The following is a 13,323-nucleotide window of genomic DNA, read 5'->3' as shown; positions in this document are numbered from 1 at the left end:
ACTGTCAGACTAGTTCTGACGGTGCGTCTACGATAGGAAGAACGCGCATCTGTTCACTGGAGAACGCTCCCCGACGCCTTCGAGGTCTCATGCTGGTCGGTGACATCCCCCGCCGGAACGCCCGGCGTTATCCCACGAAGACCGCCCTGGTGTCCGGGGACACGAGCCTCACCTGGGGTGCGCTCGACGACCGCGCCAACCGGCTCGCCAGCCACCTGCTCGACCGGGGCCTGGCACCGGGCGACCGGGTGGCGGTGTCCGCCCGCAACTGCCTGGAATGGCCGGAGATGGTGTTCGGTCTCGCGAAGGCGGGTCTCGTGCTGGTCCCGCTCAACGTCCGGCAGTCCGCCGACGAGGTGTCCCACGTCCTCGGTGATTCCGGCGCGCGGGCCGCGATCGTGCACACCGATCAGGTCGAGAACCACGGTGCGACGCTGTCCGGGCTGGACTTCCTGCTCGAGATCTCCGGGCGCGAGGCCGGCGAGGACTACGAGGACGCCCTGGCGAAGGGGCGTGCCACCGACCCGACGCCGTCCACGCTGACGCCCTCGGACGTGCAGTTCATCCTCTATACGAGCGGGACCACCGGGCGCTCCAAGGGTGTGGTGAACGAGCACCGCGGCATGCTCGCCCAGGTCTTCGACACCACGATCTCCACCGAGGCGCGCCACTCCGACGTCATGCTCGCCACCACGCCGTTCTTCACGGCGGGTGGCATGGTGCGCACGTTGTCCTGGCTCTACCTGGGGCAGTCGATGGTCATCCATCCCCGGTTCGACGCCGAGGCCGTGCTGGCCGAGATCGAGCGCAGTCGCGTCACGTTCACCACGTTCATCCCGACGATGCTGCACCGGGCGCTGCGCCTGCTGGAGGAGGGTCCGCCCCGGGACGTCTCCAGCCTGCGCCGGATCAGCTACGGCTCGGCGCCGGTACCGGTCGGCATGGCCGAGCGCGCGATGGAGCTGCTCGGCTGCGACCTGCAACAGCGGTACGGACTCACCGAGGCCGGGGGACAGGTGACGATTCTGACGCCGGCCGACCACCGGCGGGCGGTCGCAGGACACCCGTCGCTGCTCACCTCCTGCGGACGGGAGACCCCGCACGCCGAGATCCGCATCGTCGGCGACGACGGCCAGGAGCTGCCGGTCGGCGAGGTGGGGGAGATCGTCATCCGGGCCGACTCGGTCGCGCGCGGCTACTGGAACAACCCGGGGCAGACCGCGAAGACGTTCCGGCCGGACGGGCTGTGGTCCGGTGACCTCGGCCGCCTGGACGAGGACGGTTATCTGCACATCGCCGGGCGCCGCACCGACATGATCATCTCCGGCGGGTTCAACGTGTACCCGGCCGAGATCGAGCGGGTGCTCGGCAAGAACGCAGGCGTCGACCTGGTGGCGGTCGTCGGCGTTCCCGACCCGGAGTGGGGCGAGACGCCGGTCGCGGTGATCGTGCCGACCGCGGCGGTCAGCGACCGGGCGCGCTTCGAGCAGGAGCTCCGCACCCAGTGCCGCGATCAGCTCGGCGGGTACAAGCAGCCCCGCCGATACGTGTTCCGCGACCGGCTGCCGCTCGGCCCGGCAGGCAAGGTACTCAAGCGCGAACTCCGGGCCGAGCTGGGAGCCTCCTGATGCACTTCACGTTGATGTTCCCGATGCGCGCGGTGAAGCACTACGAGCGCTGGCGCGGCGACGCCGACCTCAGCACCGTCGCCCGTCTGGTGGAGGACGCCGGATTCGACGCGATCGCGATGAGCGACCACCCATACCCGGACAAGACCTGGCTCGCGGGCGGCGGGCACCACTCGTTCGACCCGTTCGTCTCGCTCAGCTACATGGCGGCCGTGACCACGCGTCTCCGCGTGATGACCTACGTCCTGGTCGGCGGATACCGGAACCCGTACCTGGCGGCGAAGGCGATCGCCAGCCTCGACACGCTCTCCCGGGGCCGGACGATCGTCGGAATGGGCGCCGGATACCTGGAGTCGGAGTTCGACGTGCTCGGCGCCGACTTCGCCGGGCGCGGGCCCACGCTGGAGGCGGCCATCCCGGCCATGCGCGCGGCGTGGACCGGTACCGACCACCCCGGTCCGCGGTTCGCCGCGACCGGGCACGAGATGCTGCCGGCGGCCGTCCAGCAGGGCGGGCCGCCGATCTGGATCGGCGGCAACAGTGCGGCCGCGCGGCGACGGGCGGTGGAGCTGGCCGACGGCTGGATCCCGATGGGTCAGTCACGCGAGGTCGCCGAGATCACCGGCACGCCGCCGTTGGAGGACGTGGCGAAGCTCGGCGTCCAGATCGCCGACGCGCAGAAACGCCGGGCGGCCCTCGGGCGGGAGCCGATGGACGTCGGGTTCGCGCCGTTCGAGCAGGCCGGGCTGGTGCGCGGAACGATGACCGACTATGCCGAGTCGGTTCGGCGGCGGCTGGACGCCTACGCCGAGGCCGGGGTCACCTGGATCACGGTCGAGCCGACCAGCCGCAGTCTGGAAGACTTCCGCCGTGACCTCGGCGTCGTCAGCGAGCTGCTCCTCGACCCCGCGCGCGGGAGCACGGCGTGAGCTCTGACGCCCAGGCCGCGCCGGAAGCGTTCCGGGTGGCAGCCGAGGAGTGGCGTCCGGGGCCGGTGGAGACGACGGATACGGTCACGGCGTTGCCGGCCTCGACGTTCGCCGCGCTCCTCGACGAGCCGAGCCCGGTGACCGCGGCGGGCGATCCGCTCCCGCCGCTGTGGCACTGGTTCCTGTTCCCGTCGGTCTATCCGCAGTCCGCGCTCGGTGCCGACGGCCACCCGGCCGACGCGGCCTTCACCCCACCCCTGCCGGAACGCCGCCGCATGTTCGGCGGTGGTCGCCTGTCCGTCACCGCCCCACTCCGGTGCGGCGAGACCGTGACCAGGCGCTCGTCCCTGGCCTCGGTGCGCACTCGGGAGGGCGGATCGGGCTGGCTCCTGCTGGTGACCGTCCGCCACGAGTTCGCAGTGGCCGACGACGTCCGGCTCGTCGAGGAGCAGGATCTCGTCTATCGGCGGCCCGAGGACGTGGTGAACCCGGCTGTGCCGCCGCAGCCGGGTGGAGCCGTTCCGGCGGCGCCCTGGCAGTTCACCCTGACGCCCGACCCCGTCCTGCTATTCCGGTTCAGCGCGCTCACCTCGAACGCGCACCGCATCCACTATGACCGGCCGTACGCGACCGGTGTCGAGGGCCACGCCGGACTGGTCGTCCACGGTCCGCTCCTGGCTCTGCTGCTCCTGGAGCCGCCTCGCCGGTTCGCGCCGGACCGCGCGGTGGAGACGTTCCGCTGGCGTGCCCGCCGACCGCTGTTCGAGACCGACCTCGTCGAGGTCCGCGGCGAACCGGAGAACGACCGCGCGGTGCTACGAGCCGGGGCCGGTCGGGCGCCGGACGCGGTCACCGGCGAGGTCACGTACCGCTGAGACGTCGCCGGTGCCGAGACGTCAGCCGAGCGTGAACGGGTCCCGGGACTCGCCGGACAGCTCCACCCAGACCGCTTTCGTCTCGGTGTAGTCGCGCACCGCGTCGATGCCGCTCTCGCGCCCGATGCCGGACAGTCCCATCCCGCCGAACGGGACCTGTGGCGCCACCGCCCGGTACGCGTTGACCCAGACCGTGCCGGCGCGCAGCCGAGCGGCTACCCGGTGCGCCCGGTGCACGTCCTTCGTCCACACCGAACCGGCCAGCCCGAACGGCGTGCCGTTCGCGAGCCGCACTGCCTCGTCCTCGGTCTCGAACGTGCTGACCGCGAGCACCGGCCCGAAGATCTCCTCGGTGATCGCCCGCGCGTCCGGCCGTAGGTCGGTCAGGACGGTCGGGCGGACGAAGTAGCCGCCGAGCTCCTCGACCGGCTCGCCGCCGCAGGCGATCGTGGCGCCTTCCTCACGGGCCGCACGGAAGTGGTCGAGCACCACCGCGAGCTGCCGGTCGTTGGCCAGCGGCCCCATCTCGGTCTCCGGCGCGCGCGGATCGCCGATCACGATCCGGTTGGCGCGGTCCACGATCCGGGCGACCAGGGCGTCGGCAACCGACGCCTCGACCAGCAGCCGGGAGCCGGCCAGGCAGGTCTGCCCGGTGGCGGCGAACACGCCGGCGATCAGACCGCTCGCGGCCGCGTCGAGGTCGGCGTCGGCGAAGACCACCTGCGCGGACTTGCCGCCCAGCTCCAGCGACACCCGGGTGATGTGGTCGGCCGCGGCGTGCGCGATGGCCTTACCGGTCTCGGTCGAACCGGTGAACGCGATCTTGTCGACGCCCGGGTGCGCGGAGAGCGCCTTGCCGGTGGCCGGTCCCCAGCCGGTGACGACGTTGAAGACGCCGGGCGGGAAGCCTGCCTCGGTGAGCAACTCGGCCAGTGCGACCGTCGAGGCCGGCGTGTAGTCGCTCGGTTTGACGACGACCGTGCAGCCGGCCGCGAGCGCGGGCGCCAGCTTCCACGTCAGCAGCAGCAGGGGCGAGTTCCACGGCGTAATCGCCGCGACGACCCCGACCGGCTCGTGCCGGGTGTAGACGAGGTAGTTCGATTTGCCGGTCGGGATAACGTCGCCCTGGAGCTTGTCGGCCATGCCGGCGTAGTACGTGTACCAGGACGCGAGGCCCTTGGCCTGGCCGGACATCTCCCGCAGGAGCTTGCCGCCGTCGCGGACCTCGATCTCGGCGAGTCGGTCGGCGTCCCGGGTGATCAGACCGGCCAGCCGGTGCAGCAGTGCGCCGCGCTCGGGTGGCGTCAGTTCACCCCAGGGTCCGGTGAGCGCGGCGCGGGCCGCGGCCACCGCGCGGTCGACGTCCTGCGCGGTGCCGTCCGCGACCTCGGCCCAGGGCTTCCCGGTGTACGGGTCGAGCGTCTCGTACGTCCGGCCGGAGTCCGAGGCCCGCGCCTTGCCGTCGATGTAGAGCGAGAACTGTTCCATGCGATCCGGCCTCTCTCGTGCGGGTGGTCAGTCGAGCCCGCCGCGTTTGACCAGCTGGGACGCGATGACGTTGCGCTGGATCTCGTTCGTGCCCTCGCCGACGATCATCAGCGGGGCGTCGCGGAAGTAGCGCTCGACGTCGAACTCGGTGGAGTAGCCGTAGCCGCCGTGGATGCGGACGGCGTTCAGTGCGATCTCCATCGCGGTCTCGGACGCGAACAGCTTGGCCATCCCGGCTTCCATGTCCGCGCGTTCACCGGCGTCGTACCGGCGGGCGGCGTGCAACGTGAGCTGGCGGGCGGCCGTCAGCTTGGTGGCCATGTCGGCGAGGTAGTTGCCGATCGATTGGTGCTGCCAGATCGGCTTGCCGAACGTCTCCCGCTCCTGGGCGTAGCGCAGCGCGTCGTCGAACGCGGCGCGGCCGACACCCAGCGCCCGGGAGGCCACCTGGATGCGACCGATCTCCAGGCCCTTCATCATCTGGGCGAAGCCGCGGCCCTCCTCGGTGCCCAGCAGTGAGGTGACCGGAGCGCGGTAGCCGCTGAACGACAGCTCGCAGGACTCGACGCCCTTGTAGCCGAGTTTCGGCAGGTCCCGGGAGATCTCCAGACCCGGTCCGGGCTCGATCAGCAGGATAGAGACACCGCGGTGACGCGGTTCCGCGGCCGGGTCGGTCTTGCACAGCAGGGCGATCAGCTGCGAGCGACGGGCGTTGCTGATCCAGGTCTTCGCCCCGTCGACGACGTACTCGTCGCCGTCGCGCCGGGCGACCGTGGTCAGCGCCTGTAGGTCCGAACCGCCGCCCGGCTCGGTCAGCGCCATCGTGGCGCGGATCGCGCCGGTGGCCATGCCCGGTAGGTACCGGTCTTGCTGCTCACGAGTGCCGAACGCCAGGAGCAGCTTGGCGACGACGGTGTGCCCGCCCATCGCACCGGCCAGGCTCATCCACCCGCGCGCCAGTTCCTCGGTGACGCCGACGTAGCAGGGCGTGGAGACCGCTGCCTCGCCCCACGGCTCGGGGATCGCGAGCCCGTAGACCCCGAGCTGCTTCATCTGCTCGATGAGCTTCTCCGGGTACTCGTTCGCGTGTTCCAGCTGCGCCACGACCGGCCGGACGTCACGCTCGACGAAGTCGCGAACCGTCTCGACGACGGCCTGCTCCTCGATGCTCAACTCGGTCATGCTTCTCCGTTCACACGACGCCGTCGGCGCGCAGCTTCTCGATGTCGCCGGGGTCCCTGCCCAGCAGGCGGAGGATGGTGTCGGTGTGCTCGCCGACGGCCGGGACGGCGTCCATCCGGGGCGCGATACCGGTGAGATCGGCCGGCGGCAGCAGCGCCCGCACGTTGCCGCCGGGTGTGCCGACGTCCCGCCACCGATTGCGTCCGGCCAGGACGGGATGGTCCAGGAACTCCGCTGTGCTGCGCAATCGCGCGTTGGCGATCCCGGCGGCGTCGAGGAGGTCGGCAGCCTCGTCCGCCGCGAGCACCGCCAGTCGGGCCGCGAGCAGCGCGTTGAGCTCGGCCCGGTGCGCGACCCGCGCGGAGTTCCGCGCGAACCGCGGGTCGTCGGCCACTGAGGGGTCGGCCAGCACGTTGACGCAGAACCGCGCCCACTCCCGGTCGTTCTGGACCGCGACCACGAGCTGATCGCCGCCGGCCGTGGCGTACGGCCCGTACGGGGAGATCGTCGCGTGCTCGCTGCCGACCCGCCGGGGTGACCGGCCACTGTGCTCCGTGTAGTACATCGGCGCGCCCATCCACTCGGCGAGCGCCTCGAACAGCGAGACCCGGACGACTGGCGCGCGGCCGGACGTCGTCCGCTGCAACAGGGCGGCGAGCACGCCGGAGTAGGCGTACATCCCGGCGGCGATGTCGGCGACCGAGATCCCGACCTTGGCCATCGTGTCGGGCGTACCGGTGAGCGACATCAGGCCGGTCTCCGCCTGCACGAGCAGGTCGTACGCCTTGCGGTCGGCCCACGGCCCGTCGGCGCCGAACCCGCTGATCTCGCAGACCACCAGCCGGGGAAACCGCTCGGTGAGGTCGTCGGCGGCCAGGCCCAGCCGGGCGGTCGCCCCCGGCGCGAGGTTCTGCACGAAGACGTCGGCGCCGCTGAGCAATTCGGTGAGGATCTCCCGGCCCGCCGGAGCCTTCAGGTCCAGCGTCAGCGATTCCTTGGACCGGTTGAGCCAGACGAAGTAGCTGGACAGCCCGTGGACGGTTTCGTCGTAGGCGCGGGCGAAGTCGCCCGCGCCGGGCCGCTCGACCTTGATCACGCGGGCGCCCAGATCGGCCAGCTGACGTGTCGCGAACGGGGCCGCGACGGCCTGCTCGAGGCTCACGACCGTGACGCCGTCGAGCGGCCGGCCGCTCACCGGAAGCGCCTGTCCGGGCGGGTCGACTTGTCGCGCGGGGGCATGGTCTCGCGGCCGCGGTTGCCGATCGTCGCGTACGACAGGCCGTGCCGCTGGGAGAGCGACAGCGGCTCGTCGAGCGCCTCCCAGATCGCCCGCACGGTGCCCTGGATGGCTTCGGGCCGCCGTCCGGCGATCTCTTCGGCGAGCTGCTGGGCGGTGGGCCAGAGCTGGTCCCGGGCCACGACCTCGGTGACCAGGCCCAGGCGGAGCGCGGTGTCGGCGGTGATGCGCTCCTCGTTGCCGAGCAGGGCCCAGCGCAAGACGTCACCCAACGGCACCCCCCGACGGAGCAGGCCGACCGGTTCCAGGGCCGAGACCATGCCGCCGTTGGCGTGCGGGTCGAAGAACGTGGCGTCCTCCGAGCAGACGATGATGTCGGCCTCGTTGAGGAAGTACATGCCGCCGCCGGCCGCCATGCCCTGGACCGCGGCGATGACCGGCTTCCAGACCTTGTGCTGCTTGGGGCCGAGCAGGACGCCCGGGTCCTGCTGGTTCCACACGTTCTGGTCGTGCCACCACGGACCGTCGACCATGTCGAGGCCGGTGCAGAACGCGCGGTCGCCGGCGGCGCGCAGCACGACGACGTGGATGTCGTCGTCGTCGCGGGCTCGCTGCCAGAACTCCGCGATCTCCTCGGTCATCAGCCGGTTGAACGCGTTCATCCGGTCGGGCCGGTTCAGCGTCACGGTGGCGATGTGCTTGGCGACCTCGACGTCGATCGTCGTGGGTTCACTACTGGTCATCGGGTCTCCTGGATCCGGTAGCGTGCGGTCAGGTCGCGCTTGACGACCTTGCCCATGGCGTTGCGGGGCAGCGCACCGACGAGCTCGAGCTGCTCGGGCAGCTTGCGGGTGCTCAGGCCGTGGTCGAGCAGGTGATCGCAGAGGCCGGTGAGATCCGGCGGATCCTCAGCGGAGACCGGCACCACGACCGCGCAGACCCGTTCGCCGGTCTCCGGATCAGGCAGGCCGATCACCGCCACGTCGGCCACCCGCGGGTGGCCGATCAGGAGCTCTTCGAGCTCCCGCGCGGAGATGTTCTCCATCTTGCGGATGATGATGTCTTTGAGTCGGCCGGTCACGGTCACGTAGCCGCGTTCGTCGCGGAATCCGAGGTCGCCGGAGCGGAAGTAGCCGTTCTCGTCGAACGCGTCGGCGTCCAGTGCGGAGTCGACGTACCCGCGCATCAGCTGGGGCCCCCGAACGCGGAGCTCGCCGATCTCACCGGGGCCCGCGTGAGTTCCGTCGGGCCGGACGACGACGACCTCGCCTCCCGCGCCCGCGTTGCCCTCGGAGGTGGCGTGAGCGGCATCGGAGTCGTCCCAGTGCCCCCAGGTCAGGTACGGACACTCGGTCATCCCGTAGCCGGAGACCACACCGACGCCACCGAGTTCACGTCGGACCGTCTCGTGTAGCGACGCCGGGCGCGGCGATCCGCCGCAGAGCGTCACCCGGGCGAGGGGGAACAGCGGGCGATCCGGGTGCAGGCGCTGCCGGGCGAGGTAGACCTGGATGAACGGAAGGCCCGAGCCGACGAGCGTCACGCCCTGCTCGGCGAGGAGGTCCGGGGTGGACTCCGGGTCGAACACCGCGCTGGTGATCAGGCTGCTCCCGGCCTGGAGGGCGCTGAGGAGGTGTGCGACGCCGCCGACGTGCGCCAGCGGTAAGAGCGTCGCGGTCACGTCCTCCGGGCGCAGCGCGAGATGATCGCAGAATGTCCGGGAGGCCGCGGTCAGTCCGGCGTCGGTGTGCTTGGCGCCTTTGGGGTCGGCCGTCGTCCCCGAGGTGTAGAAGATCCACCGCACGTCGGATCCGTCCGACGGGGGCGGCGGGAGCGTCGCCGGATCACCCGTCGGCAGGCCGTCGGCCAGCGGCAGGACCTCCGCGCCGGGTACGCCGGTGACGACCGCCTTCGCCATCGCCTCGTGATCGGTGCCGCGGAACTCGCCCGGCACCGCCAGCCAGCGCGTCCGGGCCTGCCGGCAGATGAACCCGAGATCGCGCTCGCGGAGCATCATGACCAGCGGATTCTGTACCGCGCCGAGCCGGGCGAGCGCGAGCGTGAAGACGATCGTGTCGAGCGCGGTGGGCAGCTGCCACGAGACCAGGTCACTGGGGCGCACGCCATGGGCGAGCAGCCCGGCGGCGGTGCGTTCGGCCTCGTCGCGCAGCTGCTCGAACGTCAGTGTCCGGCGGTGCTCGTCGACGGCGACGCGGGCATCCGGTGTCGCGTCCGCCCTCTCCTCGACCAGCTGCCACAGCGCCCGGCTCATAGCAGGAACGCCAGCGTGGGAAGCGGATCGCCGGCGTTGACGAGGTGCACGGTCTTCTCCCGCAGCCGCGGTCCGCGCTCCGGGTCCAGGACGATCCGGTGGATCACGCGGCCCGCCCAGGTCGTCATCCCGTACCGGTACTCGTAGAGCACGAAGTTCGAGCCCACGGTGACCGTGTCGCTGTCCCGGTCGAGCAGCTCGGTGTTCGTGAGCAGCCGGCGCATCTTCGACGGCGGTGTCTGGGAGTGCCGGGAACCGGTGTTGAGCTGGGCGACGCGGCTGCGGAGCCGTCGCCGGTTGTCGTAGATGTAGGACAGGTCTCGCTCGGGGTCGGCGTTCTCGGACATCGGCACCCAGTAGCGGGCCTCGTCGTCCCAGAGCTGCTCCCACTCGGAGTAGCGGGCCTCGTCGGCGAGGCGGGCCTCGCGGTGGAGAAACGCCAAAACGACCGGATCGACGGGGACGACCGGGTCGACGCCGGTGGCGGCCGTGGTCGGTGTGGTCATTACGCACCTGCCGTCTGCGCGTCGGGGGCGTCCAGCACGGACGCCCAGTGGTGCCAGAGCCCGCGCTGCGGCGTCTCCGAGCTCTTGTCGTGGTTGACGGTTCCGGTCTCGTCCCGCTCGTCGGTGGTGAAGCCGCGCGCGAGCTGGATCCACTCCGGGTTGCGGGAGGCCAGGCCGAGCTGGTTGCGGGCGCCGATCTCCCCGTCGTCGGCGATGAGGAAGCCGGCCGGGCCCATCGCGCCCTCGGTCCGGCGCAGCATCCGGCTGTTCATCTCCGGTATGCCGGGGATCAGCGCGGGGGTGGTGTACGCGATGGTCTCGCCGGGACCGATCGGCTCGACGTACATGATGTTCATCTCGGCGAGGAAGAGGTTCGGGAAGATCATCGTGTGCGGCGGTCCGACGACGAACGCCCGGTGGGTGGCCTCGCTGCCGTAGGCCTCCTCCATCGCGGCGACGTAGCCGGGGAGCTTCGCACGGGGCGCGCGTCCGAACCAGACGAACTCCTCGTCGAGCCGGGAGTACTCGGGCAGGTAGTCGATCTCGGAGTGGCCGTCGCCCAGGTCGCGGACGTACACCTCGACCTTGCTCGGCACGTGCGAGACCTTCGCCTCGCGGACCGCCTCGTAGACCGACTGGTGGGTGAAGAGCGCGTGGTAGCCGTCGACGTTGTTCTCGATGACCATCTTCCAGTTGCTGAAGTGCCGATGCTTCATCCAGCCGGCCCGCAGGTCGAGCGTGCCGCTCGGGGACAGCGCGAGCAGCCGGTCGATGGCGCCGGTGGCGGCGCCGAGGTGCTCGCGCAGCGAGATGCCGTCGCCGGCCAGCGAGGCGAACACGAAACCCCGGTAGCTCTCGACGCGGGGGAGCGGCACGAGGCCGAGCTCCGACCGCTTGGCGAGGAACTCCTCGGAGTAGCCGTTGCGCATCGGGATACCGATCAGCGCGCCGTCGTTCTTGAACGTCCAGCCGTGGTACGGGCAGCGGAACGTCGTGCTGTTGCCGCGCTCGGCGTTGCAGAGCCGGTTGCCGCGGTGTGTGCACCGGTTGGCCAGCACGTGCACGTCCCCGTCCTTGCTGCGGGTGACGATCACCGGATCGCGGCCGATCCGGCGGGTGACGTAGTCGCCGGGCTCCGGGACCTCGCTGTCGTGGGCGACGAAGACCCAGCCCTGTCCGTAGATCCGCTGGAGTTCGAGTTCGAAGACCTCCGGATCCGTGTACACGGATCCGTGCACGCGGTCGGGTCGCACGAGATCCCGCACTCCCGTCCGTGGCGCGGGGCGCGTCTGGAGTTCGGTCATGGGGAGTCCTCCGTCTCCGAGGGGGCGAACGCCGGAAGGGCCACCGCGCCGAGTCGGCGGAAGCCGATCGTCACGGGGTCACCGATGGCCGGGGCTGTCTTCGTGGGGTGCAGCGGGCCGAGTACCAGGCGGTGTCCGCTGTGCAGCTCGACGTCGGCTACCGGGTAGGGCTCGGTCGTCCGGATCAGGCCGGGCTCCAGACGGTGGACCACCGTGACCGAGTGGACGCTGCCGCGGGGCTCGACCTGCCTCCAGACCGGGCCGGCGGTGGCGCAGCCGTCGCAGACCCGTTGCTCCAGCTCCAGCGGCAGGTCGCAGGCGAGGCAGAACGGCAGGACCAGCGCGCCGGCGGCGGCGCCCGCGTAGAGCGGGGTCAGTGGATCGTCGGTGGTGGACGGCGCCAGCTTGGGAACGAGCAGCCAGTCCTCGTCCAGGTAGGTGGCGGTCATGCCGCCTCCAGGATCAGTGCGGCGTGGTGGTCCGAGCGGCCGCCCAGCCCGCCGACGAACGCCGTGCCGGCATCCGGCACCTGGCGGGCGCCGCCGGTGCCGCGGAGTTGGACGACGGCCTCCACCAGCGGCGTCATGCCCTGCAGGTAGAAGCCGGAGAGCTGACCGCCGCCGGTGTTCGTGGGGAGCGAACCGCCGGGGGCGAGTGCGCCCTCCCGCGCCATCGCGCCCGCGCGGCCCGGCGGGCAGAACCCGTACTCCTCCAGCAGACAGAGCGTCACGACGCTGAACGGGTCGTAGAGCTCCAGGAGGTCGAGATCCCCGCGCTCCAGTCCGGCCTCGGCCAGCGCGTCGTCGACGGCGGTTCGGCCACCACCGAACCAGGACTCGGCGCCGGCCCGGCGCCGGCGGATCGGGTGGGCGCGGCCGGTGCCCAGGACGCGGACCGCGGGGGTGCCGGCGGCCGCGGGCTCGGCGCTGATCACGACCGCCGCCGCTCCGTTCACCGGGCGCGCGCAGTCCAGCCGCCGGAGTGGTGTGGAGACCATCGGGCTGGCGTAGTAGGCGTCGGCACCCAGGGGCCGGCGCTGAACAGCCGCCGGGTTGCCCACCGCCCACTGGCGTGCGGAGACCGCGACGGCACAGAGGTCGGCGGCGGAGCCGCCGGTGACCGATAGCCAGCGCGCGGCGAGCAGGGCGTAGGTCGGGACCGAGCCGAGCACGCCCGAGGCGCGCTCCAGACCGCGGACGCCGCTGGTGCCACCGCTGTGCGCGTACGTGGAGCCGGCAGTTCCGGTCGGCCGCAGCGGGGCATCGGCGAACACACACGCGACCGAGCGTGCGCGGCCTTCGCGGACGGCGTCGGTCGCGCGCTGAACCATGGCGACGGTCGTGGCCCCTTTGATCTCGACGTGTTCGAGCAGGCGCAGATCGCCCAGCCCGGCCTGCGCCGCGAGCGTGACGCCGACACGATCAGGTCGGACGCCCTGGCTCGAGCCGACCAGCAGGCCGTCGATCTGGGCGGGTGCCAGGTCGGCGTCGGTGATCGCGGAGTGCAGAGCCTGGGCGGCCAGCTCTGCGGCCGATGCGCCGGGCCGTAATGACATCTCTGTCAGACCGAGGCCGATGATCGCCGGGTGCGCGGAGCGTCGGGCTGTCATCGGTGCCGCTCGTCCCGGTAGTGGCCGACCCGCAGCCAATCGAGCCGATCGTCGTCCGTCGCGAGGCAGAGGCTGGCGAGTTCCAACGGGGACACCAGGATGGTCGCGCCGGTCTCGACGTCGGTGATCTGCAGGCGAGGGCTGTTTCCGCGTTCGTCGAGCGAAATCCGGACCCAGCCGAACTCGTTGCGGAGCTCGGCGAGTTCGCGCGCACGTCCGCCCGCGCGCGCGGCCTCCCCGGGCGTCAGGAGGTGACTGTCGACGGTGACCACGTCCTCGTTATACGTGAACTC

General features: G+C 71.5%; 13 protein-coding genes. 3 read left to right on the top strand and 10 right to left on the bottom strand.

The window, feature by feature from the left end; all coding sequences use genetic code 11:
• The first annotated feature begins 89 nt into the window (after window positions 1–89).
• From BUB75_RS13090 to BUB75_RS13080, 3 genes are read left to right on the top strand one after another with little or no spacing between them, the layout of a single operon-like run.
• Complete coding sequence (locus BUB75_RS13090; protein ID WP_073256470.1) at window positions 90–1,628, top strand: class I adenylate-forming enzyme family protein; 1,539 nt, start codon at window positions 90–92, stop codon at window positions 1,626–1,628.
• Window positions 1,628–2,557, top strand: a complete 930-nt coding sequence (locus BUB75_RS13085) for an LLM class F420-dependent oxidoreductase (protein ID WP_073256466.1) — start codon at window positions 1,628–1,630, stop codon at window positions 2,555–2,557. The genes BUB75_RS13090 and BUB75_RS13085 overlap by 1 nt, the downstream gene beginning before the upstream one ends.
• On the top strand, window positions 2,554–3,432 hold the full coding sequence (locus BUB75_RS13080) for an HTD2 family dehydratase (protein WP_218617472.1): 879 nt from the start codon (window positions 2,554–2,556) through the stop codon (window positions 3,430–3,432). Before BUB75_RS13085 ends, BUB75_RS13080 begins: the two co-directional genes overlap by 4 nt.
• 21 nt (window positions 3,433–3,453) lie before the next feature.
• Here the strand turns inward: BUB75_RS13080 and BUB75_RS13075 are convergent, their stop codons facing one another.
• Genes BUB75_RS13075 through BUB75_RS13030 form a run of 10 tightly spaced genes read right to left on the bottom strand, consistent with a single transcriptional unit; the run spans window position 3,454 to window position 13,302 of the window.
• Window positions 3,454–4,920, bottom strand: a complete 1,467-nt coding sequence (locus BUB75_RS13075; protein WP_073256462.1) for an aldehyde dehydrogenase — start codon at window positions 4,918–4,920, stop codon at window positions 3,454–3,456.
• 27 nt (window positions 4,921–4,947) lie between these two features.
• Window positions 4,948–6,102 carry an acyl-CoA dehydrogenase family protein gene (locus tag BUB75_RS13070; protein ID WP_073256459.1) on the bottom strand — a complete coding sequence of 385 codons (1,155 nt, stop codon included), beginning with the start codon at window positions 6,100–6,102 and terminating at the stop codon, window positions 4,948–4,950.
• A 10-nt stretch (window positions 6,103–6,112) separates the two neighbouring features.
• Window positions 6,113–7,297, bottom strand: a complete 1,185-nt coding sequence (locus tag BUB75_RS13065) for a CaiB/BaiF CoA transferase family protein (protein WP_073256456.1) — start codon at window positions 7,295–7,297, stop codon at window positions 6,113–6,115.
• Window positions 7,294–8,082, bottom strand: coding sequence for an enoyl-CoA hydratase/isomerase family protein (locus tag BUB75_RS13060; protein ID WP_073256453.1), 789 nt, complete (start codon window positions 8,080–8,082; stop codon window positions 7,294–7,296). The genes BUB75_RS13065 and BUB75_RS13060 overlap by 4 nt, the downstream gene beginning before the upstream one ends.
• Window positions 8,079–9,611, bottom strand: coding sequence for a class I adenylate-forming enzyme family protein (locus tag BUB75_RS13055; RefSeq protein ID WP_073256450.1), 1,533 nt, complete (start codon window positions 9,609–9,611; stop codon window positions 8,079–8,081). Before BUB75_RS13055 ends, BUB75_RS13060 begins: the two co-directional genes overlap by 4 nt.
• Window positions 9,608–10,117, bottom strand: coding sequence for an aromatic-ring-hydroxylating dioxygenase subunit beta (locus BUB75_RS13050; protein WP_073256447.1), 510 nt, complete (start codon window positions 10,115–10,117; stop codon window positions 9,608–9,610). Before BUB75_RS13050 ends, BUB75_RS13055 begins: the two co-directional genes overlap by 4 nt.
• On the bottom strand, window positions 10,117–11,421 hold the full coding sequence (locus BUB75_RS13045) for an aromatic ring-hydroxylating oxygenase subunit alpha (protein ID WP_073256444.1): 1,305 nt from the start codon (window positions 11,419–11,421) through the stop codon (window positions 10,117–10,119). Before BUB75_RS13045 ends, BUB75_RS13050 begins: the two co-directional genes overlap by 1 nt.
• Window positions 11,418–11,870 carry an OB-fold domain-containing protein gene (locus BUB75_RS13040; protein ID WP_073256441.1) on the bottom strand — a complete coding sequence of 151 codons (453 nt, stop codon included), beginning with the start codon at window positions 11,868–11,870 and terminating at the stop codon, window positions 11,418–11,420. The genes BUB75_RS13045 and BUB75_RS13040 overlap by 4 nt, the downstream gene beginning before the upstream one ends.
• Window positions 11,867–13,030 carry a thiolase family protein gene (locus BUB75_RS13035; protein WP_073256439.1) on the bottom strand — a complete coding sequence of 388 codons (1,164 nt, stop codon included), beginning with the start codon at window positions 13,028–13,030 and terminating at the stop codon, window positions 11,867–11,869. Before BUB75_RS13035 ends, BUB75_RS13040 begins: the two co-directional genes overlap by 4 nt.
• Window positions 13,027–13,302, bottom strand: a complete 276-nt coding sequence (locus BUB75_RS13030) for a hypothetical protein (RefSeq protein ID WP_218617471.1) — start codon at window positions 13,300–13,302, stop codon at window positions 13,027–13,029. Before BUB75_RS13030 ends, BUB75_RS13035 begins: the two co-directional genes overlap by 4 nt.
• Window positions 13,303–13,323: the final 21 nt, after the last annotated feature.

The organism is Cryptosporangium aurantiacum, from assembly GCF_900143005.1.
GTDB lineage: Bacteria > Actinomycetota > Actinomycetes > Mycobacteriales > Cryptosporangiaceae > Cryptosporangium > Cryptosporangium aurantiacum.
Note: the sequence above shows the minus strand (reverse complement) of the source record. Positions and strands in the feature narration are given on the sequence as shown.

Bases quoted from the DNA above. Each gene is read 5' to 3' on its own strand.
- BUB75_RS13090 (WP_073256470.1), top strand. From the start codon at position 90: ATGCTGGTCGGTGACATCCCCCGCCGGAACGCCCGGCGTTATCCCACG.
- BUB75_RS13085 (WP_073256466.1), top strand. From the start codon at position 1,628: ATGCACTTCACGTTGATGTTCCCGATGCGCGCGGTGAAGCACTACGAG.
- BUB75_RS13075 (WP_073256462.1), bottom strand. From the start codon at position 4,920: ATGGAACAGTTCTCGCTCTACATCGACGGCAAGGCGCGGGCCTCGGAC.
- BUB75_RS13070 (WP_073256459.1), bottom strand. From the start codon at position 6,102: ATGACCGAGTTGAGCATCGAGGAGCAGGCCGTCGTCGAGACGGTTCGC.
- BUB75_RS13060 (WP_073256453.1), bottom strand. From the start codon at position 8,082: ATGACCAGTAGTGAACCCACGACGATCGACGTCGAGGTCGCCAAGCAC.
- BUB75_RS13055 (WP_073256450.1), bottom strand. From the start codon at position 9,611: ATGAGCCGGGCGCTGTGGCAGCTGGTCGAGGAGAGGGCGGACGCGACA.
- BUB75_RS13050 (WP_073256447.1), bottom strand. From the start codon at position 10,117: ATGACCACACCGACCACGGCCGCCACCGGCGTCGACCCGGTCGTCCCC.
- BUB75_RS13045 (WP_073256444.1), bottom strand. From the start codon at position 11,421: ATGACCGAACTCCAGACGCGCCCCGCGCCACGGACGGGAGTGCGGGAT.
- BUB75_RS13040 (WP_073256441.1), bottom strand. From the start codon at position 11,870: ATGACCGCCACCTACCTGGACGAGGACTGGCTGCTCGTTCCCAAGCTG.
- BUB75_RS13035 (WP_073256439.1), bottom strand. From the start codon at position 13,030: ATGACAGCCCGACGCTCCGCGCACCCGGCGATCATCGGCCTCGGTCTG.